Annotated in this window: 18 protein-coding genes, 1 other RNA gene and 3 pseudogenes; 10 read left to right on the top strand and 12 right to left on the bottom strand. The window is 72.2% G+C overall.

The annotated features are described in order from the left end of the window. The first annotated feature begins 59 nt into the window (after window positions 1-59). Both AB5L52_RS30975 and AB5L52_RS30970 read left to right on the top strand, forming a co-directional pair. Complete coding sequence (locus AB5L52_RS30975) at window positions 60-1,697, top strand: MFS transporter (protein ID WP_369367280.1); 1,638 nt, start codon at window positions 60-62, stop codon at window positions 1,695-1,697. Between the two features lie 279 nt (window positions 1,698-1,976). Next, window positions 1,977-2,441: a hypothetical protein gene (locus AB5L52_RS30970; RefSeq protein ID WP_369367279.1), complete on the top strand. Its 465-nt coding sequence runs from the start codon at window positions 1,977-1,979 to the stop codon at window positions 2,439-2,441. 317 nt (window positions 2,442-2,758) lie between these two features. Here the strand turns inward: AB5L52_RS30970 and rnpB are convergent. The 4 genes and pseudogenes from rnpB to AB5L52_RS30950 all read right to left on the bottom strand — a co-directional run bounded on the left by rnpB (window position 2,759) and on the right by AB5L52_RS30950 (window position 5,816). Further along, an RNA gene (rnpB, locus tag AB5L52_RS30965) (RNase P RNA component class A) lies at window positions 2,759-3,163 on the bottom strand. A gap of 118 nt (window positions 3,164-3,281) precedes the next feature. Continuing rightward, a pseudogene (locus AB5L52_RS30960) lies at window positions 3,282-3,998 on the bottom strand (DMT family transporter); the annotation flags it as partial. An 85-nt stretch (window positions 3,999-4,083) separates the two neighbouring features. Then, on the bottom strand, window positions 4,084-4,905 hold the full coding sequence (locus AB5L52_RS30955) for an AraC family transcriptional regulator (RefSeq protein ID WP_369367278.1): 822 nt from the start codon (window positions 4,903-4,905) through the stop codon (window positions 4,084-4,086). A gap of 287 nt (window positions 4,906-5,192) precedes the next feature. After that, complete coding sequence (locus AB5L52_RS30950) at window positions 5,193-5,816, bottom strand: TetR/AcrR family transcriptional regulator (protein WP_369367277.1); 624 nt, start codon at window positions 5,814-5,816, stop codon at window positions 5,193-5,195. Window positions 5,817-5,863: 47 nt separating this feature from the next. Here AB5L52_RS30950 and AB5L52_RS30945 point away from each other — a divergent pair, with 47 nt between their 5' ends. The 3 genes and pseudogenes from AB5L52_RS30945 to AB5L52_RS30935 all read left to right on the top strand — a co-directional run bounded on the left by AB5L52_RS30945 (window position 5,864) and on the right by AB5L52_RS30935 (window position 8,354). Next, complete coding sequence (locus AB5L52_RS30945) at window positions 5,864-7,423, top strand: FAD-dependent monooxygenase (protein ID WP_369367276.1); 1,560 nt, start codon at window positions 5,864-5,866, stop codon at window positions 7,421-7,423. A 33-nt stretch (window positions 7,424-7,456) separates the two neighbouring features. Continuing rightward, window positions 7,457-7,919: pseudogene (locus AB5L52_RS30940) on the top strand (MerR family DNA-binding transcriptional regulator); the annotation flags it as partial. Between the two features lie 90 nt (window positions 7,920-8,009). Next, on the top strand, window positions 8,010-8,354 hold the full coding sequence (locus tag AB5L52_RS30935) for a hypothetical protein (RefSeq protein WP_369367275.1): 345 nt from the start codon (window positions 8,010-8,012) through the stop codon (window positions 8,352-8,354). Here AB5L52_RS30935 and AB5L52_RS30930 read toward each other — a convergent pair. Continuing rightward, window positions 8,341-9,774, bottom strand: a complete 1,434-nt coding sequence (locus AB5L52_RS30930) for an RNB domain-containing ribonuclease (protein ID WP_369367274.1) — start codon at window positions 9,772-9,774, stop codon at window positions 8,341-8,343. The two genes, AB5L52_RS30935 and AB5L52_RS30930, sit on opposite strands and share 14 nt — an antisense overlap. 73 nt (window positions 9,775-9,847) lie before the next feature. On the opposite strand from AB5L52_RS30930, the gene yaaA reads away from it, so the two are divergent. Then, the gene (gene yaaA, locus AB5L52_RS30925) at window positions 9,848-10,630 is read left to right on the top strand and encodes a peroxide stress protein YaaA (RefSeq protein WP_351020857.1); all 783 of its coding nucleotides are present in this window, start codon (window positions 9,848-9,850) and stop codon (window positions 10,628-10,630) included. A gap of 75 nt (window positions 10,631-10,705) precedes the next feature. Then, window positions 10,706-11,386 (top strand): bifunctional 4-hydroxy-2-oxoglutarate aldolase/2-dehydro-3-deoxy-phosphogluconate aldolase, encoded by a 681-nt coding sequence (eda, locus tag AB5L52_RS30920; protein WP_369367273.1) that lies wholly within the window; start codon window positions 10,706-10,708, stop codon window positions 11,384-11,386. Here eda and AB5L52_RS30915 read toward each other — a convergent pair. The 3 genes from AB5L52_RS30915 to AB5L52_RS30905 are packed head-to-tail and all read right to left on the bottom strand — an operon-like array spanning window position 11,358 to window position 14,203. Then, a complete protein-coding gene (locus AB5L52_RS30915) occupies window positions 11,358-12,551 on the bottom strand; it encodes a bifunctional RNase H/acid phosphatase (protein ID WP_369367272.1) in 1,194 nt (397 codons plus the stop codon). The genes eda and AB5L52_RS30915 overlap by 29 nt on opposite strands. Before the next feature lie 60 nt (window positions 12,552-12,611). After that, window positions 12,612-13,355: a C4-type zinc ribbon domain-containing protein gene (locus AB5L52_RS30910; protein WP_351020992.1), complete on the bottom strand. Its 744-nt coding sequence runs from the start codon at window positions 13,353-13,355 to the stop codon at window positions 12,612-12,614. After that, window positions 13,352-14,203, bottom strand: coding sequence for a Nif3-like dinuclear metal center hexameric protein (locus tag AB5L52_RS30905; RefSeq protein WP_351020852.1), 852 nt, complete (start codon window positions 14,201-14,203; stop codon window positions 13,352-13,354). Before AB5L52_RS30905 ends, AB5L52_RS30910 begins: the two co-directional genes overlap by 4 nt. 187 nt (window positions 14,204-14,390) lie before the next feature. Between AB5L52_RS30905 and AB5L52_RS30900 the strand changes: the two are divergent. Next, window positions 14,391-15,422 (top strand): annotated as a pseudogene (locus AB5L52_RS30900) (hypothetical protein); the annotation flags it as partial. Between the two features lie 1,304 nt (window positions 15,423-16,726). Beyond that, the gene (locus tag AB5L52_RS30895; RefSeq protein WP_351020850.1) at window positions 16,727-16,885 is read left to right on the top strand and encodes a hypothetical protein; all 159 of its coding nucleotides are present in this window, start codon (window positions 16,727-16,729) and stop codon (window positions 16,883-16,885) included. Between the two features lie 52 nt (window positions 16,886-16,937). Here the strand turns inward: AB5L52_RS30895 and AB5L52_RS30890 are convergent, their stop codons facing one another. Genes AB5L52_RS30890 through AB5L52_RS30880 form a run of 3 tightly spaced genes read right to left on the bottom strand, consistent with a single transcriptional unit; the run spans window position 16,938 to window position 19,861 of the window. Continuing rightward, window positions 16,938-17,879, bottom strand: a complete 942-nt coding sequence (locus tag AB5L52_RS30890; protein WP_369367271.1) for a 3-oxoacyl-ACP reductase — start codon at window positions 17,877-17,879, stop codon at window positions 16,938-16,940. A gap of 10 nt (window positions 17,880-17,889) precedes the next feature. Next, entirely contained in the window at window positions 17,890-18,975 is a 1,086-nt protein-coding gene (locus AB5L52_RS30885) for a Zn-dependent alcohol dehydrogenase (RefSeq protein WP_369367270.1), read from the bottom strand. A gap of 28 nt (window positions 18,976-19,003) precedes the next feature. Beyond that, window positions 19,004-19,861: a MaoC/PaaZ C-terminal domain-containing protein gene (locus tag AB5L52_RS30880; RefSeq protein ID WP_351020844.1), complete on the bottom strand. Its 858-nt coding sequence runs from the start codon at window positions 19,859-19,861 to the stop codon at window positions 19,004-19,006. A gap of 347 nt (window positions 19,862-20,208) precedes the next feature. Between AB5L52_RS30880 and AB5L52_RS30875 the strand changes: the two genes are divergently transcribed. Beyond that, the gene (locus AB5L52_RS30875; protein WP_369367269.1) at window positions 20,209-21,501 is read left to right on the top strand and encodes a sensor histidine kinase; all 1,293 of its coding nucleotides are present in this window, start codon (window positions 20,209-20,211) and stop codon (window positions 21,499-21,501) included. On the opposite strand, the gene AB5L52_RS30870 is transcribed toward AB5L52_RS30875, so the two are convergent. Next, a complete protein-coding gene (locus tag AB5L52_RS30870) occupies window positions 21,479-23,077 on the bottom strand; it encodes an alpha-L-arabinofuranosidase B (RefSeq protein ID WP_369367268.1) in 1,599 nt (532 codons plus the stop codon). The genes AB5L52_RS30875 and AB5L52_RS30870 overlap by 23 nt on opposite strands. Window positions 23,078-23,236: the final 159 nt, after the last annotated feature.

Genomic DNA, 23,236 nt, shown 5'->3' with positions numbered 1-23,236 from the left:
TCGGCATCGGTCGGCACCAGCCTTCATCGGCCTGCATCGGCTCCGAGAGGTGGGGATCCATGGGACAGCGCATCGACTTCGCTCGGCCGGGATGGTTCTGGTGCGGCGCGCTGCTGTGCCTCGCCGGCGTGCTGGGCCATCTGCCGATGTACGCGCACCTCGCCCACCCGCCGGGGCATCAGGCCGCCATGGCGGGCAGTGGCTCGGACCCGCTCATGCTGACCGGCATGGCGTTCGTCCTGGCCGGGGTGGCAGCGTGCGGCTACGGAATCGTCGGCCCCCGCAGGACGCCGGGCGACGGCAGGCCGCGAGCGCTCCGGGCCGGTTTCGCCGACGACGTACCGCTGACGCGAGCGCACTGGGCGCTGACTCTGGTGATGGTGCTCGCCGTGGCCATCGACGTCATGAAGCCCATGACGCTGAGTTTCGTCGTGCCGGGTGTGGCCAGGGAATACGGCTTGCGTTCGGCGGTCCATCCGGACGGCGGCCTGCCCGTCGCGCTGCTGCCGCTCTCCGGAATCGGCGGAACCGTCATCGGCTCCTTCCTGTGGGGCAGATTCGGCGACCGCATCGGACGCCGCCCCGCCATTCTCCTGGCCGGCGTCGTCTTTCTCGCGACCTCCGTCTGCGGAGCCATGCCGCTGTTCTGGATGAACATCCTCATGTGCTTCCTGATGGGGATGAGCGCGGGCGGCATGCTCCCGCTCACCTTCACCCTGCTGACGGAGACCGTGCCGACCCGTCAGCGCGGCTGGATCGTCGTCCTCGTCGGCGGCGTCGGCACCGCCGGCGGCTATGTGCTGACGAGTTGGGCGGCCTCATTGCTCGTACCGCACTTCGGCTGGCGCGTACTGTGGCTGCTCGGACTGCCCACGGGCGTCGTCCTGTTGCTGCTCAACCACTGGATCCCGGAGTCCCCGCGTTTCCTCGCGGCGGTTGGCCGGACGGCCGACGCCGAAACCGTGCTGGCACGCTACGGCGCCCGCCTGATCCCCTCCCCCCGCCCGCCCACGGACGCCCCCGCGGCCTCGCCCCGCGACGGCTATCGACGGCTGCTGCGGGCGCCCTACACCGGAGTCAGCCTCCCCCTGGTGGTGCTGGCCCTCGGGATCGGCCTGGTGACCTACGGCTTCCAGTTGTGGATCCCGTCCGACCTGCAGCGCCTGGGCTTCACCGAACTGACCGCCGACACCACCCTGCGAGACGCGGCGCTGCTGGGACTGCCGTTCAACCTCGCGATCGCCTGGCTGTACGGCCGCTGGAGCAGCAAGGGCACACTCGTCCTCCTGGGCGCCTGCACCGCGGCCGCGATGGCGGCACTGGCAGCGGTGGGCGACCGGATCACCGGGCATCCGCTGACACTGCACCTGCTGCTCGCGGTCCCCATCTGGTCGGCCGGTTCGGCCGTCGCCGTCCTCAGTGCGTACACGGCGGAGGTGTACCCGACGGCGATCCGCTCCCGGGCTTCCGGACTCACGGCCGCGGTCACCAAGGTCGGCGGCGTACTGATGATCACCGTGGTCGTGGCGGCGGTGGCCACCCCGTCCCTGCGCACCACCGCCCTGCTCGGCGCGGCTCCCCTCACCCTCGCCACCGCCACACTGATCCTCTCCGGAGTGGAAACCCGAGCCCGCTCCCTGGAGGAAATCACCCCGACCCCCCAGAAGCGCAACGCCTCCGCATCCACCTCGGCATGACGGGGTCCCCGACAACCACACCCACGCCCCCGACCAGAGCCGCCCCGACAGACGAGTCGGGCCGCACGCCCGACACTCCACACGCCGCCTGCGAAGTCATGCGGCCGCCGCCCAGCGGATGCCGGTCGGCAGCCTTCTGATCCTACGAACGTTTCTGCACGTCAGTCCGCTTGTTTCTTGATCACTCAATCGCGTTGGATCAAGCGGAATCCGGCAACCGCCTGTCACAAAATCCGGTTGTCCCGGGTGCTCGTCAGGAGATCACCGGGAGGGACCGCCATGCGTCTGCAGTACTCAACTCGCCTCGCCACGACTCTGGCCGCGGCAGGAGCTCTTGTCCTCACCGCGCCGACGGGCGCGCATGCCACCGCGATCGGGACAACTCCCGTGCGTACCTTCGAGTACAGCGTCGGCGGCATGACCATGAAGATCCCGACAGGATGCATGTTCACGCACATCATCCGCGGAGACGGCCGGAGGATCACCTACCAGAACGCCGGCGTCGACTGCGCCTTCGTCGCGGCCCTCAGCAGCGGATTCTGCAACTGGCGCATCGACTTCGCCTACGCCGACACCGACGACCGGACATACCGCACATCCCGCGGGAGGACGCACACCGAGTGCAAGGTCGACCCGATGCGGAACAACTCTCCCCAGACGCTGCCTCGTTATGGAAAGGCGTGTGCCCACCTCTATGTCAACGGAGTGCACCGCGTAAGTCAGTGCCACCACATCACGAAGTGAGCCCGTCATGGTCGAACAGCAGCAGAACAACGCGGACCAAGCCCGGGAAGCGCGGCGTCGTCGCGTCGGGATCGTCTCGTTCCTCGTGGGGCTCTTCGCCACACTCGCCTTCTTCGCCTACTTCCCCGGGCTCCCACACGTCATCGACTGGGGAGCCGTCCTCGCCGCCATTGCCGTAGGCGGGCTTGCCCGATGGTCTTGCCGGTCCTTGATGGCAAGGACGGCACGGACGGCACGCAAGAAGCCTGGAAGTCTGGGCCCCGGACAATGACGTGACTCCGCACCGGACAGCGCGGTCAGCCCGCGCGCTGAGGGGGCAGACGAGTCGGGCTGTACGCCGGGTTCTGTTCCGAGGGTTCCTTGCGGTGCCCTCGGCGACGGCCATCCATCTAGGGCCGGTGTTGCCACCGGCCTCGTGCGGTCTACCCGCGGACTCGGGCGGGCAGCCCTCGAACGTCCGCGCAGGGCGCTTTTCACGGCGCCCCTTTTGACCTTGCTCCGGGTGGGGTTTACCTAGCTGCCCAGGTCACCCTGGGCACTGGTGGTCTCTTACACCACCGTTTCACCCTTACCAGGGGCCGAAGCCCCGGGCGGTTTGCTTTCTGTGGCACTGTCCCGCGGGTCACCCCGGGTGGCCGTTAGCCATCACCCTGCCCTGTGGAGCCCGGACGTTCCTCGGGAAGCCCCCTAGGGGAACTCCACGCGGCCGTCCGCCCGGCTCGTCTGCCGTGTCGACCATGGTACCGGGCGCCCGGAGCGGCGAGGACCGGTGGCCGCCGTGGCCAGGACCGAGCCCGCCAGGATCAGGGCGAAGGCCGCCAGGACCGTGGGGGTCAGCCGCTCGTCCAGGAAGAGCGCGCCCGCCGCCACCGCCACGGCCGGGTTGACGTACGTGATCACCGTCGCCCGTGTCGGGCCCGCCTCCTTGATCAGCTCCAGGAATGCCACGAAGGCCACCGCCGTGCAGAGCACGCCCAGCCCGGTCAGGGCCGCCAGGGCGGAGGGCGAAGGGAGGGACGAGGGGCGGGTCAGGGCCGCCGGCAGGGCGTAGACCAGCGCCGCAAGGGTCAGGCACGCCGCCGTGAGGTGCAGGGACGGGACCTCCTTGAGGCGGCGGGCGGCGATGACCGGGGCCGTCGCATAGCCCAGCACCGTCACGAACACCTCGACCAGGGAGCGGACGTCGCCGCCGGTCAGGTGGGGAAGTGTCAGGACCGTCACGCCGCCGAGGCCGAGAGCGAGGCCGGTCAGGCGGCGGGCTCCGAGGTGTTCCGTGTCGCCGAGGAGGCGGGCGACGATCACTCCGACGATCGGTACGCCCGCGATCAGCAGGCCCGCCGTCGAGCTGGACAGGTGCCGTTCGGCGTCGGTCAGCGTCATCCAGGGGATCAGGATCTCCAGGCACGCGAAGGCCAGCAGGGGACGCCAGTGGGTGCGTATGGTCCGGAGCAGGCCGCCTTGGCGGGCGGCGAAGGGGAGCAGCAGGAGCGCGCCCAGCGCGCAGCGCGTGAACACGACGACCGGCGGGGACACCTCGTCCACCGCCACTTTGATCATCAGATAGGGGACGCCCCAGATCACTCCCATGAGGGAGAACAGGAACCAGCCGCGTGCAGTCATGCGGTGAGTTTCGGCCACGACCTCACCGGGAGTCTTGAACGCTGTTGCGGTACGCCGCCGGCGTCACCCCCAGCACCCGGCGGAACCAGCGGGTCAGGTGCGCCTGGTCGGCGAAGCCGACCAGCGGCGCCACCTCCGCCGGGCGCAGGCCCGCCTCCAGCAGTCCGCGCGCCCTGCTCACCCGGTACTGGGCGAGCCAGGCGTACGGGGGTATGCCCATCGTCGTACGGAAGGCTCGCAGGAGCTGGTAGCGGGACAGGCCCAGGTCGGCGGCGAGGCCGGCCAGCATGGGCGGTTCCGTGAGGTCGTCGGCCAGCCGGTCGCGGACCAGCCGGGCGATCGCGCCGGCGCCGGGGATCACGTCGGACGCGGGGCGGGCCGTGGAGTGGCGGCGGGCCAGGGCCGTCAGCAGCCAAGGGAGGCGGGATTCCGCCTCCAGGGGGTCGGGGCAGGCGCTGAGTTCCGTGTGGGCGCGGCGCAGGACGGTGGCCAGTTCGGGGTCGTCGAGGAGGGGTTCGCGGAAGTGCGGGAGGCCGCCGAGGGTGCCGTCGGCCAGCAGCGACGGCTCGGCGTACAGGGCGCGGTAGGCGTAGCCGTCGGTGGCGTTGCCAGGGCCGCCGGTGTGCATCTCGCCGGGATCGAGGACGACGATGGTGCCGGGGCCGGTGCGGATGTGACCGCCCCGGTAGTCGATGACCTCGTTGCCGCCGACGCACACGCCGATCGTGTACTCGTCATGGGCGTGCGGGGCGTAGGTGTGGCGGCGGAAGTTCGCCGTCAGGAGGTCGAGCGGGGGACCTTCGTGGCCCAGCCGGGCACGCGTCCACAGCGCCTGTTCCGCCATCCGGCCTCACCCTTTCCCGTTCCCGCCAAGGGTGCAACGCCTTCAGGCCCCGCTTCCATGCCGCGAGCGAAGGCCCAGACCGCGCGGGCCAGATCGACGTCCTCGGTGCATCGCGTTGCAGTACGGCACCGCGCGCAGCGGCAGCTGACCGCGGCCATGCGGGGCGCGTCGTCCGCTCATGACTGCCTCCGGTGCCGTACGGCGGTCTCGGCTGATGCCCCACCGCCGCCCATCTCCGGCCACCGCCGCGCCACCCACACCGTTGACCACGGCAAACGGCCGTGCAGCTACCGGTGTTGGCCGTCAAGGCCCGTTCGCTCCAGCGCCGCAAAGGCCGCCTCCAGGCGCAGCCGGTGCTCCTGCGCCACCTCGTCCACCGGGGCGCCCGCCATCAGTCGGCGTACGGAGGTGACGAAGACCGTGCGGCAGGCTGCCAGGACCAGTGCCGCCAGGAGGTGCGGGTCCGGCGTGCCGGTCCCGGCGAGGGCGGCGGCCAGTGCGCGCTCCAGTTCCTCGGCGCCCTCGCGGGCGCGGGCACGCAGGGCCGGTGAGTCGACGACGACCCGCCAGAAGGGGGCGAAGGCGTCCCCCACGCCCCCCAACGGGTGTCGCTCCTCCAGCAGTCGAAGGGTGAGGCGGCGCAGGGCGGCGAGCGGAGGTTCGCCGGCCGCCCGGTCGCGCACCGCTCCGGCAAGCAGTTCGGCGGCCTGCGGAATGCGGTCGAGGAACAGGTCCTCCTTGCGCGGGAAGTAGTTGAAGACCGTCATCGCGGAGACGTCCGCCCGCCGCGCGACCTCGGCGACCGTCACCGCGTCGAAGCCACGCTCGATGAACAGGCCCGTCGCGATGTCCGAGATCCGCTGCCGCGTGGCCAGTTTCTTGCGCTCCCTCAGGGAAAGTTCCTGATCCATGGGAAAACTATAGCCACTCAAAACTTTTAGTTACTACAGTCAGAGTCATGACGACGACGATCGATTACGACGTGGTGGTGGCCGGCGCCGGCCCCGTGGGTCTCTTCCTCGGCTGCGAACTGGCGCTCGGCGGTGCGCGGGTGCTGGTCGTGGAGCGGCTGACCGAAGTGGACGAGACGATCAAGGCGGGCGCGATCAACATCCCGAGCGCGGTCGCCCTGTACCGGCGCGGACTGCTGCCCGAGCTGGCGGCGGTGTGGGAGGCGGCGCTGCAGCGGGTGTCCGCCTTCCGGGAAGCGGCCAAGAGCCGGGGCGAGGGCGAAGCCAAGGTTCCGCCCAAGTTCGCCGGGCACTTCGCCGGGATCATGATGGACCCCGACCTGTTCGACGGCTCCGACCCGGCCTGGGCCGACGCCGGCCCCGCCGCCGAGTCCGGACTCGGCGTGCCGCAGGCCGCCCTGGAGCGGATCCTGGCCCGGCGGGCCGAGGAGCTCGGGGTGGAGGTGCGCCGGGGCGTGGAGCTGACCGGCTTCGACGCGGACCCGGACGGAGTGGCCGTACACACCGGCGAGGGGACGGTCCGGGCCGGCTGGCTGGTCGGCTGCGACGGCGGGCGCAGCACCGTCCGCAAGCTCGCCGGGTTCGACTTCCCGGGCACGGAACCGGAGATAACCGGCTATCAGGCGATCGTGGAGCTGACCGGCGCCGAGCGGCTGCGCCCGGGCTGGAACACCACGGACACGGGGACGTACGTCCACGGGCCGTTCCCCGGGCGGATCCTCAGCGTCGAGTTCGACGGACCCCCGGCCGACCGCTCCGCACCCATCACCGCCGAGGAACTGCAGGCCAGCCTGCGCCGGGTGGCGGAGGTGCCCGAGGTCACCATCACCAAGGTGCTCAGCGCCACCCGCTTCACCGACAACGCCCGCCAGGCCACCGAGTACCGCAAGGGCCGGGTGTTCCTCGCGGGCGACGCGGCGCACGTGCACTCGCCGTTCGGCGGGCAGGGGCTCAACCTCGGCCTCGGGGACGCGATGAACCTGGGGTGGAAGCTGGCCGCCGTCGTACGCGGCACGGCACCGGTGTCCCTGCTCGACACCTACACCGCCGAGCGGCATCCGATCGGCGCCTGGGTGCTCGACTGGACCCGGGCCCAGATCGCGGTGATGCGCCCGGACCGGCACGCCCGCGCGCTGCGCCGGGTGGTGACCGATCTGGCGCTGACCACGACCGGGACGACGTACCTCGTCACCAGGATCTCCGGCATCTGGCAGCGCTACGACCTGCCCGGCGACCACCCGCTGACCGGCGCGAGCGCACCCGACCTGGTGCTGGCCGACGGTTCCCGGCTCGGCGACCATCTGCACTCCGGGCACGCCCTGCTGCTCGACCTCGCCGGCGACCCCGCGCTGCGCGCCCGCGCCGAGGGATACGGCGACCGGCTGGAGGTCCGTACGCTCCCCTGCCCGGACCGGCCCGGTCTGCGCGCGCTGTTCGTACGCCCGGACGGATTCGTGGCCTGGGCCGCCGGCCCGGAGGACACGGACGCCAAGGGGCTGCCGGAGGCCCTGGAGCGCTGGCTCGGCGTCCCGCACGCCGCCGCTTGACCCTGCCGCGACGTCAACGTCTGTACTGATCCCCTGCGGATCGGAGAACTCGCCGCCGCCGTCGGCGTCACGACGCGCACCGTGCGCCACTACCACCAGCTGGGCCTGTTGCCCGAGCCCGAGCGGCTCTCGAACGGCTATCGCCGCTGCACGCTGCGGCACGCCGTGGATCCGGGAGCGCCGGCAGCGGCTGCGGGCACTGCTGGACGCCGGGGAGCTGCCCGCCGAGGGGCCGGTCTCACCCCTGTTGGCCGGGCTGCTCGCCGCGCTGCCCGGCAGCGACTCCTCCATGGCCGCCAAGGACCGCGGGGTGCCCGCCCTGATCGACACCGGGGCGGCGCCCGCGGACCGGGAACGGATGATGTCCGCGCTGCGCGGCGCCCTCGACGACCCGGACGTCCTGGCGCGGACCCGGGAGGCGTACGCGCTGCTCGACGCGCTCGTGGACGCCGCACCGGACGACCCGCGCGTGGCCGAGGCCGCGCGTGCCCTGGCCGAGGCGATCCGTCGCACGCTGAAAATCCTTACCGGGGAGGGGAGTTGAGGGGCATACAGGCACACCCAGGGAACCGCCGGTCGGCGGGCGGTGCTGGACGTCTGCACCCTGCTGCTGGTCATCGGCCTGCACGCGGCCTGCGTGGTCCGGTCGCACGTGCTGACCGGGGACACGCTGCGGGTGCGCCACGGCGCCCAGGTGGACCTGCGGATCCCGCCGGCCGCGATCACCGCCGTACGCCGGGAGGCGCGCGGCACGCACCGGCCCGCGCCGGGCGTACTCGATTTCGCCGTCGGCTCGCAGACCTCGGTCACCCTCGAACTCGCCGAGCCCGTCGCCCACTTGACGCTGCTGGGCCGCCGCAAGGACGTCAGCGTGGTACGGCTGCACGCCGACGGCCCGGGTGGTCTCGTGCGGGCACTCACGCGGTCGTGAAGAGGATCTTCGACGTCCCCGGATCGGCCTGGGCGAGCCGCACCCGCAGCCGCTCACCGAGCGGGAGACGGTCGCCCTCGACGCGGCCGATGACGGCCGGGGAGATCAGCTGCACGGTGCCGACGGTCGGGCGGTGCTCGTCGACGTCCACCACACAGCCGTCGAAGACGTCCCCGACCCGGTCCTTGAGCAGGGCCGCCTCCACGATGTCCACGCACTCGCGCTCGACCGTACCGGCGATCCGGGCGCCGTCGGCCATCCGCCGGGGCAGCCCGTCGAGCGCGGCGAGCACCCAGCCCGGCGGGGGCCGACCCGCTACGGCGGCGAGGCAGATCTCCGAGGCGTAGCGGTCGGCGAGGCGGCGCAGCGGGGCGGTGCAGTGGGTGTAGGGGGCGGCGACGGCTGCGTGGGTCGTGATCGCGGGGAGGGCGCCGTCACGGAACACCGTGTAGCCGGCGCCGCGCAGCAGGGTGGTGCACTCCTGGAGGAAGGCCGCGTGGCGGGTGTCGTGCGGGTCGAGGGTGCGGATGAGGGCCGCGTACGACACATGGTGCGGCCAGTCGATGTGCAGCGCGGTCGCGGTACGGCGCAGCCGCGCGACGGCGCCGTCCGGCGCGGCCGGGAGGGTGCGCAGGACGCCGGTGCCGTGGGTGAGCATCAGGTCGGCGGCGGCCATGCCGGTGAGCAGGGAGAGCTGGGCGTTCCAGCCCTCGGCGGGCAGCGGGGCCCGGTAGCCGAGGAGGTAGGTGTGGTCCTGCTCGGTGATCTGCTGCTCGGGCGCGTTCAGGGAGATGCCGCCGCGCTCGGCCTCCTGCCGTTCCCGGGCCTCGCCGATCTCCTTGAGCAGCGCGACCGGCTCCTCGGCGGTCCCGCCGTCGATCTGCTTCTGCACCCCCGTGTAGTCGAGCTTGGCGCGGCTGCGGACCAGGGCGCGGCGCACGTCGACGGCGCCGGTCCGGCCGTCCGCGTCCAGGTCGATCGTCCACAGCACGGCCGGACGGACCTGGTCCGGCAGCAGGCTGGCCGCGCCCTCGCTGAGCACACTGGGGTGCAGCGGGATCTTCTCGTCGGGGAAGTACAGGGTGTTCACCCGGCGGTGCGCCTCCGCGTCCAGCGCTTCGCCGGGTACGACGAAGGCGGCGACGTCGGCGATGGCGTACCGGACCCGGTAGCCGGTGCCCTGCCGGGACAGGTGCGCCGCCTGGTCGAGGTCGGTGGAGGCAGGGGGGTCGAGGGTGAAGAAGGGGATGTCGGTGGCGTCGTACGCCGGCCGGGCGGGGGCCTTCGCCGCGCGCTCGGCCGCCTCCTGGACCTCCGGTGGGAAGGCCTCCGGGACACCGAGTTCGCTGCGCAGCGCGGCGAGCGCGGCCCGCAGGGGGGCTTCGGGGGCACCGGTCACGCGGATCTTGCGGCGGGGCATACAGCGAGCGTAGGTCGCGGCCGCGGCGGCGGCACGCCGTACGCTGTCGCGGAGGTCTACGTGAGGAGTACGTGTGCTGGTCCTGCTGCCGCCCTCGGAAGGCAAGGCGAACTCGGGCGAGGGCGCCCCGCTGAAGCTGGGGTCCCTGTCCCTGCCGGGGCTCACCGGCGCACGCGAGGCCGTCCTCACCGAGCTGGTCGAGCTGTGCTCCGGGGACGAGGAGAAGGCGCGCGAGGTGCTCGGGCTGAGCGAGGGGCTGCGCGGCGAGGTCGCGAAGAACGCCGGCCTGCCGACGGCCGGCGCCCGCCCCGCCGGCGAGATCTACACCGGTGTCCTCTACGACGCCCTCGGCCTGGCCACCCTGGACGCGGCGGCCGGGCGGCGCGCGGCGGCTTCGCTGCTGGTGTTCTCCGGGCTGTGGGGCGCGGTGCGGGTGACGGACCGGATCCCGTCCTACCGCTGCTCGATGGGTGTGAAGCTGCCGGGGCTCGGCGCGCTGGCCGGGCACTGGCGGGCACCGATGGCCGAGGTGCTGCCCGAGGCGGCCGGGGACGGACTGGTGCTGGATCTGCGGTCCGCCGCGTACGCGGCGGCCTGGCGGCCGAAGGGCGAGGTCGCGGGGCGGACGGCGACGGTACGGGTGCTGCACGCGCCGACGCGGAAGGTGGTCAGCCACTTCAACAAGGCGACCAAGGGCCGGATCGTACGAAGCCTGCTGTCGGAGGGTGCCCGGCCGAAGGACCCGGCCGAGCTGGTGGAGGCGCTGCGGGACCTCGGATACGAGGTGGAGGCGGAGGCGCCGGGGAAGGCGGGCAGGGCGTGGTCGCTGGATGTGCTGGTGGAGGAGATTCACTGACCGCCAGAACCCTTCGGCGTTGCAATATGCGCAATGCCCGTTGCGGGTAATGCAGTAGCTGGGCACGATGAGGGCATGACCTCACCGCTGCCCTCGCCCTCCCCTGTCTCCGTACTGGGTCTCGTGGAGGGCGCCCCCGTCGTGCCCGTGGTGGCCGTCTCGGACGCCGCCGATGCCGTACCGCTGGCGCGGGCGCTGGTGGCGGGCGGGCTGCCGGCGATCGAGGTGACACTCAGGACACCGGCGGCGCTGGACGCGATCCGGGCGATCGCCGCCGAGGTGCCGGGGGCAGTGGTCGGGGCGGGCACGGTGATCGCGCCGGAGCAGGTCGGCGCGTGTGTGGCGGCGGGGGCGCGGTTCCTCGTCGGCCCCGGGTGGACGGATGCCCTGCTGGCGGCGATGCGCGGGTCCGGGGTGCCGTTCCTGCCGGGGGTGTCGACCACCTCGGAGGTCGTGGCGCTGCTGGAGCGCGGGGTGCGGGAGATGAAGTTCTTCCCGGCGCAGGCGGCGGGCGGTACGGCCTATCTGCAGTCGCTGGCCGGGCCGTTGCCGCAGGCCCGCTTCTGCCCGACCGGCGGGATCGGTCCGGCGACCGCGCCGGAGTATCTGGCGCTGCCCAACGTCGGCTGTGTGGGCGGCAGTTGGATGGTCCCGGCGGACGCGGTCGCCGCCCGGGACTGGGCCCGGATCGAGGAGCTGGCGCGGGGCGCCGCGCGGCTCGGCGGGGTCAGGGACGCAGGTGGGACGTGTCGTTGAAGAGCCGGACGCTCGCGTTGCCGTCCGCGTAGTACGCCACCGCCGACAGGGACGCCGCCGAGAGTTCCATCCGGAACAAGGACTCGGGCGGGGCGCCGAGGGCCAGGCGGACGAAGGTCTTGATCGGGGTGACGTGCGTGACCAGCAGGACCGTGCGGCCCGCGTAGGCGGCGACCAGCTTGTCGCGGGTGGCGGCGATACGGGTGGCCGTCTCGGCGAAGCTCTCGCCGCCGCCGGTGGGGTGGGCCTCCGGGTCGGCGAGCCAGGCGTTCAGGTCGTCGGGGTGGCGGTCGCGGACCTCGCCGAAGGTGAGGCCCTCCCAGGCTCCGAAGTCCGTTTCGCGCAGGCCGTCTTCGATCGTCATGTCGAGGCCGAGGCGGGTCGCGACGATGGCGGCGGTTTCGCGGGTGCGGGTGAGGGGGGAGGCGAGGATGGTCTGGACGGTGCCGCGTCTGGCGAGTGCCTCCGCGACCCGGTGGGCCTGTTCGCGGCCGGCGGTGGAGAGGGCGGGGTCGGTGCCGCCGCTGCCGGAGAAGCGCTTCTGGGGGGTGAGCGGGGTTTCGCCGTGGCGGAGAAGGACGAAGGTGGCGGGTGCGCCGAGGTCGGGGGCGGAGCTCCAGCCGGGGGCACGGGAAAGTTCCTGCTTGTCGGCGGTCTCCCCGCTGGTGCCGGACGGCTGGGGCTCGCTGGGGGGCTTCAGCTGCTGCTCGCCGGGAGGTGCCGCCACGTCAGCCTTCGGCCGCTCCCACTGTTCGCCCTTCGCCCCCGCGTCCATCGCCTCGTTCGCCAAGCGGTCAGCGTGCTTGTTCTGCTCGCGCGGGATCCACTCGTACGTCACCTGGTCCGGCGGCAGGACCGCTCTCGACTCCGCCGCCAGGGGCTTCATGTCGGGGTGTTTGATCTTCCAGCGGCCCGACATCTGCTCGATGACCAGCTTGGAGTCCATGCGGACGTGGACCATGGCCGTCGGGTCCAGGGCGCGGGCGGCGCGCAGGCCCGCCAGCAGGCCCCGGTACTCGGCCACGTTGTTGGTGGCGACGCCGATGTACTCCGCCAGCTCGGTCAGCGTCTCCCCCGTCGCCGCGTCGCTGACCACGGCGCCGTAGCCCGCGGGCCCCGGGTTGCCCCGTGACCCGCCGTCCGCCTCGACGATGAACTCCCGCACCCGACAAGCCCCTTGTCTACAGACGCCGACAAACCGCTACGGACCTCGGACCTCGGACCTCTACAGACCCGACTCGGCCGTACGCACCAGGATGCGGCGGCAGTTCTCGCAGCGCACCACCGTGTCCGGTGCCGCCGTGCGGATCTCGTTCAGCTCGGTGATCGCCAGCTCCTGCCGGCAGCCCTGGCAGGTGCGGGCGTACAGCTTGGCCGCGCCGATGCCGCCCTGCTGCTCGCGCAGCTTGTCGTAGAGCTTGAGAAGGTCGGCGGGGACCGATGCCGCCACGACCTCGCGCTCCTTCGTCACCGTCGCCGCCTCGCCGTCGATCTCCTCGAAGGCCGAGTCCCGGCGGCCGGCCGCGTCGTCGATCCTCGACTGGACGGAGGCGACGCGCTCGGTCAGCTCGCTCACCCGCTCCTGCGCGGCCTCGCGGCGCTCCATGACCTCCAGGACGATGTCCTCCAGGTCGCCCTGGCGCTTGGCGAGGGAGGCGATCTCGTGCTGGAGGTTGGCCAGGTCCTTCGGCGAGGTGACCGCGCCGGAGTCCAGGCGCTGCTGGTCGCGGGCGGCGCGCTGGCGCACCTGGTCCACGTCCTGCTCGGCCTTGGTCTGCTCGCGGGCGGTGTCGCTCTCCTGGGTCTGCGCGGCCACGAGCAGGTCCCGCAGCTGCGTGAGGTCCTTGTTCAGCGAGTCGATCTCGGCGTGCTCGGGCAGCGACTTCCGCTTGTGCGCGAGCTGCTGCAGCCGGACGTCCAGGGCCTGGACGTCGAGGAGTCGGATCTGGTCGGCGGACGCGGCGTTCAGTTGGGGGCTCCTGCAGTTGTAGTACTGGACGCCGCGTGGGCGGTCCAGGGGTCGGTGACCGTCTTGGAGACATGGACCCGCAGGTCCCAGTCATGGCGGTCGGAGATCTCGTCGAGCTGGGCTGCGGCCAGCTCGCACCAGGGCCACTCGGTGGCCCAGTGCGCCGCGTCGAGCAGCGCGAGGGGACTCTGGGCGACCGCCTCGCCGGCCGGGTGGTGGCGCAGGTCGGCGGTGAGGAAGGCGTCGACACCGGCCGCGCGGACCTGGTCGAAGAGGCTGTCGCCGGAGCCGCCGCTGACCGCGACCGTACGGACGACGGCCTCGGGGTCGCCGGCCACCCGGATGCCCTGGGCGGTGGCGGGCAGCCGCTCGGCGGCGCGGGCCGCCAGTTCGCGCACGGTCACCGGGTGGTCCAGCTCGCACACCCTGCCGAGGCCCCGACGGCCCGCCGGATCGGTCGGGTCCGGCACGAGGGGGCCTACGACCCTGAGGTCGAGCGCGCCCGCGAGGGCGTCGGAGACACCCGGGTCCGCGGTGTCGGCGTTGGTGTGGGCGACGTGCAGGGCGATGTCGTTCTTGATCAGCGTGTGCACGACCCGGCCCTTGAAGTGGGTCGCCGCGACCGTGGTCGTACCCCGCAGATAGAGCGGATGGTGGGTGACCAGCAGGTCGGCGCCGAGCTTCACCGCCTCGTCGACGACGTCCTGCACCGGGTCGACGGCGAACAGGACCCGGGTGACCTCCTGGTCGGGGTCGCCCACGACCGTGCCGACCGCGTCCCAGGACTCGGCCCGCTCGGCGGGCCACAGGTTCTCCAGCGCGGCGATGACTTCAGACAGACGGGGCACGAAGCAAAGGCTACCTGGCTGGTCTGCGCGGCCGTACCGCATCCACCGCTCTGGTCCCGCTCAGCACAAAGGTCCCGGTTTCCTCAGGCGAATCGCTTCTGCGCCACCCGTATGTGTGAAGCCGCAGTCGGCCGATCCCACGCCTGTGCGTGCGAAAACTAGCTTCGTCGCCGGAGGTGACCGAACGATGACGGCCTGTGCGATCGAACCCCCCTCCACCGGCGAGGACGACGGCGCGCCGGGGACGGGGTGTGCCATCACGGCGGACGGGGCCTACGCCGCCCGGCTCGCGCCGGCCGGTGACTGCTGGTTCCCGGAGCGCTGGACGCTGGACGGCCCGGAGCCGTACGCGGTGCCGCTGCCCGGCAACCAGCCGGAGGAGCCCGGCACCGAGGTGCAGCCGCTGTCCGACGGCCGGGTGCTGATCCACCGGCGGACGGCGCGGCGGCACCTCTTCGCCCTGCTGTACCCGACCGGGCCCGGCACCGGCGAGCTGCCGCTGGGCGCGGTGGAGTGCCCCGAACCCGGCACCCGGCTCACGCTGCTGCCGCCCGCCCCGGGCGGCGCGCGGGCCTACGCCCTCGCCGTCGGGCCGCGCTCGAGTGCGGTCTGGCTGGTGGCGGGCGGCGCGTTCGGCCCGGAGCGGCTCGTGGAGGTGCCGGGGCGCTGCTCGGGCGGGGTCTGGCTGGACCGCGCGGGACGGCTGCTGGCGCTGGACCGGGGGTCGGCCGACGGGCCGGTCAAGACGGTCGTGGTGGACCTGGAGCGAGCGGAGGTCTCGCCGTTGCTGCAGATCGCGGCCGGGAGCACGGACCGGCTGCTGCTCGCCGATCCGGACAGCGGACTGCTGCTCATCTCCTCCGACGCTCCCTCGCCGGGGCAGGAACGATTGGGCTGGGGCGTGCTCGGCAGCACCCTGCCGGTGCGCTTCCCGGAGAGCCTGCGGGTACCGGACTGTGCGGTGACGCCGTTCGCGATCCAGCCCGAGCAGGTGCTGACGCCGGAGAACTGCGCGGTGGCGCTGCGCGTCGAGGGGCCGTTCGGGGACTGGGTGGGCATCTGGCGGCCGGCGGGCAGGCAGGTGAGCTGTCTCCCGGCGCCCGAGGGGTGGCTGGCCGGGGCCGGGCTGTGGACACGGGACGGGGTGCTGCGGCTGCCCTGCGCCACGGAGGAGACTCCGTGCGGCGTGGTGGAGCTGACGGCGCCCGGGGAGACGGGGGGCACGGAGTCCGCGGGGAGCAGGACCACCGCGGCTCCGGGGGGAACCGGGGGGCCGGGGGAACCGGGGGCGGCGGGCCTGGAGGGTCCGGTCCGGGACGGCACGGCTACCGGGACGCCCAAGGCGTCACGACAGCCGACCGAACCGGACCCTCCGGAGCCCGGGGAACGGAGGGACTCGGAGGCCGGGGAACGGAGGACCTGGGAGCCCGGGGACCGGAAGGCCTCGGAGCCTGGGGAACGGTGGGGTGCGGAGCCCGGGGACCGGAAGGCCTCGGAGCCTGGGGAACGGTGGGGTGCGGAGCCCGGGGACCGGAAGGCCTCGGGGCCTTGGGAGCGGTGGGGTGCGGAGCCTGGGGAACGGGGGGCCTCGGAGGCTGCGGAACGGTGGGGCTCGGAAGCCGGGGAACGGAAGGCCTCGGAGGCTTCGGATCGGTGGGGTGTGGGGGCTGCGGACCGGCGGAGTGCCGAGGCTGCGGATCGGTGGAGTGCGGAGGCCGCCGATCGGCGAGGTGCGGAGGCCGGGGAACGGCGGGGTGCCGAGGCAGCCGATCGGCCGGGGGCGGCGGCTACGGATCGGTGGAGTGCCGAGGCTGCGAACCGCTGGAGTGCGGAGGCCAGCGAACGGCAGAATGCGGAGGCTGCCGATCGGCGGAATGCCGCGGCCGGGGAACGGCGGAGTGTGGGGGCTGTGGACCGGAGGGGTGCCGAGGCTGCGAACCGCTGGAGTGCGGAGGCCAGCGAACGGCAGAATGCGGAGGCTGCCGATCGGCGGAGTGCGGAGGCTGCGAACCGGTGGGGTGCGGAGGCCGGGGAACGGCGGAGTGCCGAGGCTGCCAATCGGCGAGGTGCGGGGGCTGCGGACCAGAGAGGTGCCGAGGCTGCCCATCAGCCGGGGGCGGCGGCTACGGATCGGTGGAGTGCCGAGGCAGCGAACCGCTGGAGTGCAGAGGCCGGGGAACGGCGGAGTGCGGAGGCTGCCGATCGGCGGACTGCCGAGGCTACGGAACGGCAGAATACCGAGGCTGCAAACCGGCAGAGCGCCGAGGCTGCGGAACGGCCGGAGGCGGACGCTGTGGATCGGTGGGCTCCCGATACTGTGGTGGATCGGGCGGTTCCGGATGTTCTGCGAGCGGAGGTTCCGGAGGCGGTGGTGGCGCGCCCGGTGCCCTTGCAGCAGGCGCCGCTGGGACGTCTTGTAACGAACTAGTGCCGGTTGGCGTGTGCGCCTGGATTCGGCCGGTGGTGCGCCGGTTACACTCGCCCGGCTGTACGAAAGATCATATGACGGGGTGAATACGTCCGATGAGCGACACCAGCACGACGGAGCAGCTGTCTGCCGACTCTTCCGAGGCTGCCGGCCACGGCCGGCACCGGGGGCCGGTCGCGGCCCAGGAGAGCGAGGCCTCTCCGCACGGCCGGCACCGCCGGCCTACGGGGGAGACCACGGAGGCGGCCGCCTGACGGTCGTAACGGAAGAGGGGGCGTCCCATGGGCGCCCCCTCTTCCCTTGTCCTCACCCGCGTTTGAGCCCCAGCACCTCCGCCGCCGCGAAGGTCTCCCCCGGCGGCCGGTCCGCGTAGTGCGGGGTGAGCAGCGCGTCGAGTTCGTCGTAGGTGAACGTCTCCTGCTTGCTGTCGAACTTGGCCTGCACCCGCGGCCGTTCCACGATCGCGACCATGCCGCCGTGCACGACGAGCAGCTGGCCGTTGAGGCCGGCGGCGGCCGGTGCGGCCAGATAGGCGACGAGCGGGGCGACATGCTCGGGGGCCAGCGGGTCCAGGCCCTCGTCGGGCAGTTGGAAGCCGGCGAACACGTCCTCCGTCATCCGGGTGCGGGCGCGCGGGCAGATCGCGTTGGCCGTGACGCCGTACTTGGCGAGGGCGAGGGCCGTGGAGGTGGTCAGCCCGACGATGCCGCCTTTCGCGGCCGCGTAGTTGGGCTGGCCCGCGGAGCCGGCGAGGAACGCCTCCGAGGAGGTGTTCACGATCCGCCCGTAGACCTTCTCTCCCCCGGCCGCCTTGGACCGCTCCCGCCAGTGCGCGGCGGCGAAGTGGGTGGTGTTGAAGTGTCCCTTGAGGTGGACGCGGATCACCGAGTCCCACTCGTCCTCGGTCATCGAGAAGACCATGCGGTCGCGCAGGATCCCCGCGTTGTTGACGAGGATGTCCAGCTTGCCGAACTCGGCGATGGCCAACTCGACCAGTGCCCCGGCCTGTTGGAAGTCGGCGACGTCCCCGGTGTGGGCGACGGCCCGGCCGCCCTGGCCGCGTATCCAGGCGGCCACCTCTTCGGCGGGCGCCGCCGAGGCCGCGCCGGAACCGTCCCGGCCCGGCTGTCCGTAGTCGTTGACGACGACGGCCGCGCCGAGCCGGGCGAGTTCCAGGGCCTCGGCCCGGCCGAGCCCGCGCCCGGCCCCCGTGACGACGGCGGACAGCCCTTCAAGTGGCAGTGGCATCGGCGGGTCCTCAGATCTCGATGCACGTACGCAGGGCGGTCCCGGTACGCATCTGGTCCAGTGCCTCGTTGATCCCGGCCAGGGGGACCCGGTGGGTGATCAGGCCCGCCAGGTCGATCCGGCCGGCCCGCCACAGGGCGATCGCGCGCTCGTAGGAGCGCAGCACGTCGCCGCCGCCGTACAGGGACGGCAGGATGCGCTTCTCGTCGAAGAACAGCTCGAACATGTTGAGCTGCAGGAAGTCGTCCATGGCGCCGGCGCCGACCACGACGAGGGTGCCGCCGCGCCGGGTGTTCTCGTAGGCGGTGCGGGCGGTGGCGGACCTGCCGACGACCTCGAAGACGTAGTCGAAGCCCTCGCCGCCGGTGACCCGCTGCTTGACGTCGGCGAGCTCCTCCGGCGAAACCGCCTTCGTGGCACCGAACCTGAGGGCGGACGCGCGCCGGGAGGCGACCGGGTCCACGGCGACGATCTCGGCGGCGCCCTTCAGCCGCGCCCCCTGCACCGCGGAGATGCCGACACCACCGCAACCGATGACGGCGACGGACGAACCGGCCACCACATCAGCGGTGTTGAGGGCGGCGCCGAGACCGGTGGTGACCCCGCAGCCGATCAGCGCGGCGATGTCGAAGGGCACGTCCTCCGGGATGGGCACGGCACAGCCGGCGTCGACCACGACCTCCTCGGCGAAGGTGCCGGTGCCCGCGAAGCCGAACACATCGGAAGAACCGCCGCTCGTGCGCTTGAAGTTCGGGGTGCCGGCGTTCATGAACCCGGCCAGGCACAGCTGGGTCTGGCCGCGCTTGCAGGCCGGACAGGCGCCGCAGGCGGGCAGCCAGCAGAGGACGACCCGGTCGCCGGACCGCAACCCCCTTACCCCCTCCCCGACTTCGAGGATCTCGCCCGCGCCCTCATGCCCCGGCACGAACGGCGCGGGCTGCGGCAGCACGCCGCTCATCGCGGACAGGTCCGAGTGGCACAGCCCAGTGGCCCGCACCCGGACCCTGACCTTGCCGGGCCCGAAGCCCACCGCCTCGACGTCGTCGAGGACCTCCAGCTTTTCCTGGCCGATCTCGTGCAGTACGGCTGCCCGCATGGCGCGGCTCCCCTCGGAAGGACGGGTTCTACGAGTGCTCTACGACGGTGTCGGCGAGGACCGGCGCGTCCTCCCGCTCGACAGCACTGACGGCCACCCGGACGCTCCCCTCCCCCTGCCACATACGGATGCGCAGGGTCTCGCCCGGGAACACGACCCCGGCGAACCTGGTGGTGTAGGACCGCACCCGGCTCACGTCCCCGCCGAGCAGCGTGTCCACGACCGCCTTGAGCGTGATGCCGTAGGTGCACAGCCCGTGCAGGATCGGCTTGTCGAACCCGGCGCGCCGGGCGAAGTCGGGGTCGGCGTGCAGCGGGTTCCAGTCGCCGGAGAGACGGTAGAGGAGGGCCCGGTCCTCGCGGATCGGACGCTCGACGGTCCGGTCGGGCTCACCTGCAGGGGGGTCCAGCCGGGTGGAGGGGCCGCGATCACCGCCCCATCCGCCTTCCCCTCGTACGAAGATCTGGGCGTCGTTGGTCCACAGCGGGCCGTCGGCGTCGGCGACCTCGGTGCGCAGCACCAGGATGGCGGCCTTGCCCTTGTCGTAGACGGCGGCGAGCCGGTTGGTCGCGGTCGCGGTGCCCTCGGCCGGGATGGGGCGGTGGATCTCCAGTGTCTGCCCGCCGTGCAGGACCTTGGCGAGTTCGACCTCCACACCGGGCATGGAGAGTCCGCTGATCACGCCGGGTGCGCCGGAGCCCGCGACGGTGGCGAAGCTGGGCAGGACGTGCAGCCGGGACTCCAGGGTGTAGCGCAGTTCGCCGGGGTCGGTGGCGGGGATGCCCGCGCCGATACCGAGGTGGTAGAGCTGGACGTCCTTGGTGGTCCAGGAGATGACTCCGGTACGGGGCTCGGCCGCGAGGGCTTTGGCTGCGTCGATGGGCATACGGCTCCTGTGGCGGTTCAAGACCCCGGCACGGCCGTCCGCACCGTCGGCCGCACCGAGGTCGTCCTTGGGGCGGATCTAGAACGCGTTCCAGTCCAGCGCCCTCTGTATAGCCCAGCATCCCGCAGTTGTGAAGGCTCCTGACACTGTGTCAGATGAGCGCGCCAGTGACATTTGTACTGCCCGAGTCCGTACATGCGCCTCTGCCGGAACGGGGCCGGCTTCTCTAGCGTCGTGGACAGCCCGGTCGAGCACCGTCGGCGCGCGGGAGCGCACCCCGGGCCTGGGTGCCATCATCGTGTCGTACCGCCAGGGAGCGGGGACCAGCTGATCGGGGGAACACGGATATGTCGGTGTGGCGCAGAGCACGGTGCCAGGTGCGGGCCTGGCGGGCGACACGGCTCAAGTGGAAGGCGGAGCACGCGCACTGGAAGGCGGAGCACGAGCGTTTCAAGGCAGCGCAGCGGGCCGCGGGCAAGACGGGCAAGGTCCCGGACGTCGACCATCCGGGCCCGCCGCCCACCGGCTTCGCGCTGCTGCCCTGGCTGCTGATGGGGATGGGGGCCTTCTCCAACCTGCTCCAGGGCAAGACCCCGAACCCGCTGATCGGCGGCCTGGGCCTGCTGGCCTTCAACTCTCTGTACATCTACGTCACGTTCCGTGCCTTCCACCGGGAGACGCGCGAGGCGACTTCCACCCGGGTGGCGCTCGGGCTCATGGGCCTGCTGACCACGGGTCTGGCCCTCGGCTACGGCGGCAACTGGCTGATGTTCTTCCCGCTGCTGGGCCTCGCGGTCGGCGCCACCCTGCGCGGCCCCTGGCTGGGCCGCACGGGTCTGCTGCTCGCCGCGTACGCGGGGGCGATCTCCGGCGTCCGCGAGGGCTCGGACGCGATGAACATCGCCTACGCCACCTTCCTCTCCAGCATGGTGACCGCCGCGATCCTCGGTCTGTCCGAGGCGGTACGGGAGCTGCGTGCCGCCCGGGAGGAGCTGGCCCGGCGCGCGGTGGAGAAGGAACGGCTGCGTTTCTCGCGGGATCTGCACGATCTGCTGGGCCACACGCTGTCGGTGATCGTGGTGAAGTCGGAGGCGGCCCGGCGGCTGGCCCAGCGCGACATGGACGCGGCACTGGGTCAGATCACGGACATCGAGTCGGTGGGCCGGCAGGCGCTCACCGAGATCCGGGAGGCGGTGACCGGCTACCGGGAGGGCAGCCTCGCCACCGAGCTGACCCGGGCCCGCTCGGCGCTGTCCGCGGCGAGCGTGGAGCCCGTGGTACGGCAGTCCGGTACGCCGCTGGAACCGCAGACCGAGGCGCTGCTCGGCTGGGTGGTGCGCGAGGCGGTCACCAACGTGGTCCGGCACAGCGACGCCGGCCGCTGTGAGATCACCGTGGACAGCGGCACCGAGCAGGTCCGGCTGACGGTCACCGACAACGGCAGCGGCACGCCCGCGAGCCGGCCGCAGCCGGGCATCGGCGGTACGGGCCTGAAGGGGCTGGCCGAGCGCCTCGCGGCGGCGGGCGGCTCGCTCACGGCCGGCCCGTCGCCACGCGGCGGTTTCACGGTGACCGCCGAACTGCCGGTGCAGTCGGCGCAGCTCGCGGACGCGGTGGCTACGGCGCCCAGGGCGAGCTGACCGCCCAGCTGACGTCGTTCGTCCAGGACGTGCTGTTGTCGAAGTCGTTCGACCCGCCGTCGCTCGCTATGTACAGGTTGTAGTCGTAGTGGCGCAGATATCGGGTCGGGTAGTTGTACGAGGCGAACGAGGTGCCCGTGCCGCTCTTGCCGGTCTGCGGGCAGAAGGTGGCGTCGGCGCGGAACTGGGCGGTGCCGTCCATGGGCTGCCGGTAGAGCTTGTAGTTGTAGTGGCGCAGGAAGTCGCCGGGGTAGTTGCGCGATTCGAAGGAGACGCAGGAGCTGTCGGCGAGCCCCTTGCGGACGATCCAGGTGGCGTCGTTCTTGTCCAGGCTGGAGCTGCTGGAGGTGATGGCGGAGACGACGCCGGCGTCGTTCTGGTGGCGGACGTAGTCGCCGGTGCAGCAGGAGGTGGTGGCGCGCAGTGAGATCTCCGATCCGGCGCCCAGCGTGCCGGTGCTGCCGGTCGCGCCGCCGTAACCGACGGAGACGATGTTCGACTGGACGGTGTTGTCGGCGGCGTCGGTCGGGATGCCGGAGGTCATGACGCCCTCGAAGAAGGAGCCGATGGAGCCGTTGCTGTTGTCGCCGCCGGTGCCGAGGACGATCGCGCCCTCCTGGTGCATCGGCGAGTAGCCACTGGTGGTCGGCTCACCCCCGGAATAGGTGGTCGTCAGCCCGCCCGATTGCGCATTCCCGTATTTCAGCGCGAAATGGTTCTGGCCGTTGTTCTTGAGCAGCGCGGTCACGAAAGGCAGCTGTCCGGTGCCGGTGTTGGAGGTGTTCTTGCTGTATCCGGCGTCCGACTGGAACAGGCCGTTCTCCAGGTCGGCCTGCACCCAGGGGCCCTGTCCGTAGCAGGGCGAGAACCAGCACTCGGTGCCGAAGTTGATGGCGTCCATGTGCCCGTTGCCGGTGTCCTTGTTGTTGGTCTCGGCGTTGCCGTAGTCGAAGCAGCAGGCGCCGTTGACATGGGTACCGGACGTCACCATGTACATCCCCTCGGCACCGCCGTTGGTGGCGACACCGGAGGTGGAGTCGTTCCGGTAGCCCATGCCGGCGGAGATCTCCAGGCCGTAGACCTGGTGGCCGCCGACGGTCACCGGGAGCGCGTCGGCGGGCGCCCCGACATCGGCCTTGCCGGCGCCGCCCGCGCCCTCGATCGTGAGGTCGTTGTGGCGCGCGGACTGGTCGTAGATCTTGGTGATGATGCAGGTCGTGCCGGAGCAGAAGGAGTCCTGGGCAGCCGCGTTGGCGTATCCGCCGGCGGACAGCAGACCGATGTTCGCGGTGGCCCCGTCGGAGGCCCGCTGCACCTGGTAGAGCGAGCCGTTGTACGAGGAGTACAGCGCCCGGACCAGGCTGTGCGCGGCGACACAGGGGGTGCCCGCGGCGGCGTAGACGTCACAGGGCAGCGAACTCGCGGCGGCGGCCTGGGGTGCACCGACGCCGAGGAGCAGCGCGGCGAGCGTCGCGCAGACGGCGAGCACGGACAGCGCGGCGCTTCTCAGGCGCCTCGGGCGCGGGAGGCGCAGAAGCCGCGGAAGGCGCGGGAGGCGGGGGGGTTCGGGGAGCAAGGTGTGCACCTCGGTTCGTCTCGGGGCAGCTCTGTTCGGTATTTCGGACGTCGTTCGATCGAAATACCGAACCCATTCGACTGCAAAATTGCGAGGGGATTTCGGAAATGCAGGGGCGATTGTTTGCACACCATCCGCGGCCGTCAACCCCCGCTGCAC

The organism is Streptomyces sp. CG4, from assembly GCF_041080655.1.
Classification (GTDB): domain Bacteria; phylum Actinomycetota; class Actinomycetes; order Streptomycetales; family Streptomycetaceae; genus Streptomyces.
The sequence above is the reverse complement of the archived record's forward strand: the minus strand, read 5'-3'. Positions and strand labels throughout refer to the sequence as shown.

What these genes read in the sequence shown, in the direction of transcription:
- AB5L52_RS30930 (WP_369367274.1), bottom strand. Translation starts at nt 9,774, where the DNA reads ATGCCCCGCCGCAAGATCCGCGTGACCGGTGCCCCCGAAGCCCCCCTG.
- AB5L52_RS30975 (WP_369367280.1), top strand. Translation starts at nt 60, where the DNA reads ATGGGACAGCGCATCGACTTCGCTCGGCCGGGATGGTTCTGGTGCGGC.
- AB5L52_RS30895 (WP_351020850.1), top strand. Translation starts at nt 16,727, where the DNA reads ATGAGCGACACCAGCACGACGGAGCAGCTGTCTGCCGACTCTTCCGAG.
- AB5L52_RS30945 (WP_369367276.1), top strand. Translation starts at nt 5,864, where the DNA reads ATGACGACGACGATCGATTACGACGTGGTGGTGGCCGGCGCCGGCCCC.
- AB5L52_RS30880 (WP_351020844.1), bottom strand. Translation starts at nt 19,861, where the DNA reads ATGCCCATCGACGCAGCCAAAGCCCTCGCGGCCGAGCCCCGTACCGGA.
- AB5L52_RS30875 (WP_369367269.1), top strand. Translation starts at nt 20,209, where the DNA reads ATGTCGGTGTGGCGCAGAGCACGGTGCCAGGTGCGGGCCTGGCGGGCG.
- AB5L52_RS30890 (WP_369367271.1), bottom strand. Translation starts at nt 17,879, where the DNA reads ATGCCACTGCCACTTGAAGGGCTGTCCGCCGTCGTCACGGGGGCCGGG.
- eda (WP_369367273.1), top strand. Translation starts at nt 10,706, where the DNA reads ATGACCTCACCGCTGCCCTCGCCCTCCCCTGTCTCCGTACTGGGTCTC.
- AB5L52_RS30885 (WP_369367270.1), bottom strand. Translation starts at nt 18,975, where the DNA reads ATGCGGGCAGCCGTACTGCACGAGATCGGCCAGGAAAAGCTGGAGGTC.
- AB5L52_RS30970 (WP_369367279.1), top strand. Translation starts at nt 1,977, where the DNA reads ATGCGTCTGCAGTACTCAACTCGCCTCGCCACGACTCTGGCCGCGGCA.
- AB5L52_RS30950 (WP_369367277.1), bottom strand. Translation starts at nt 5,816, where the DNA reads ATGGATCAGGAACTTTCCCTGAGGGAGCGCAAGAAACTGGCCACGCGG.
- AB5L52_RS30955 (WP_369367278.1), bottom strand. Translation starts at nt 4,905, where the DNA reads ATGGCGGAACAGGCGCTGTGGACGCGTGCCCGGCTGGGCCACGAAGGT.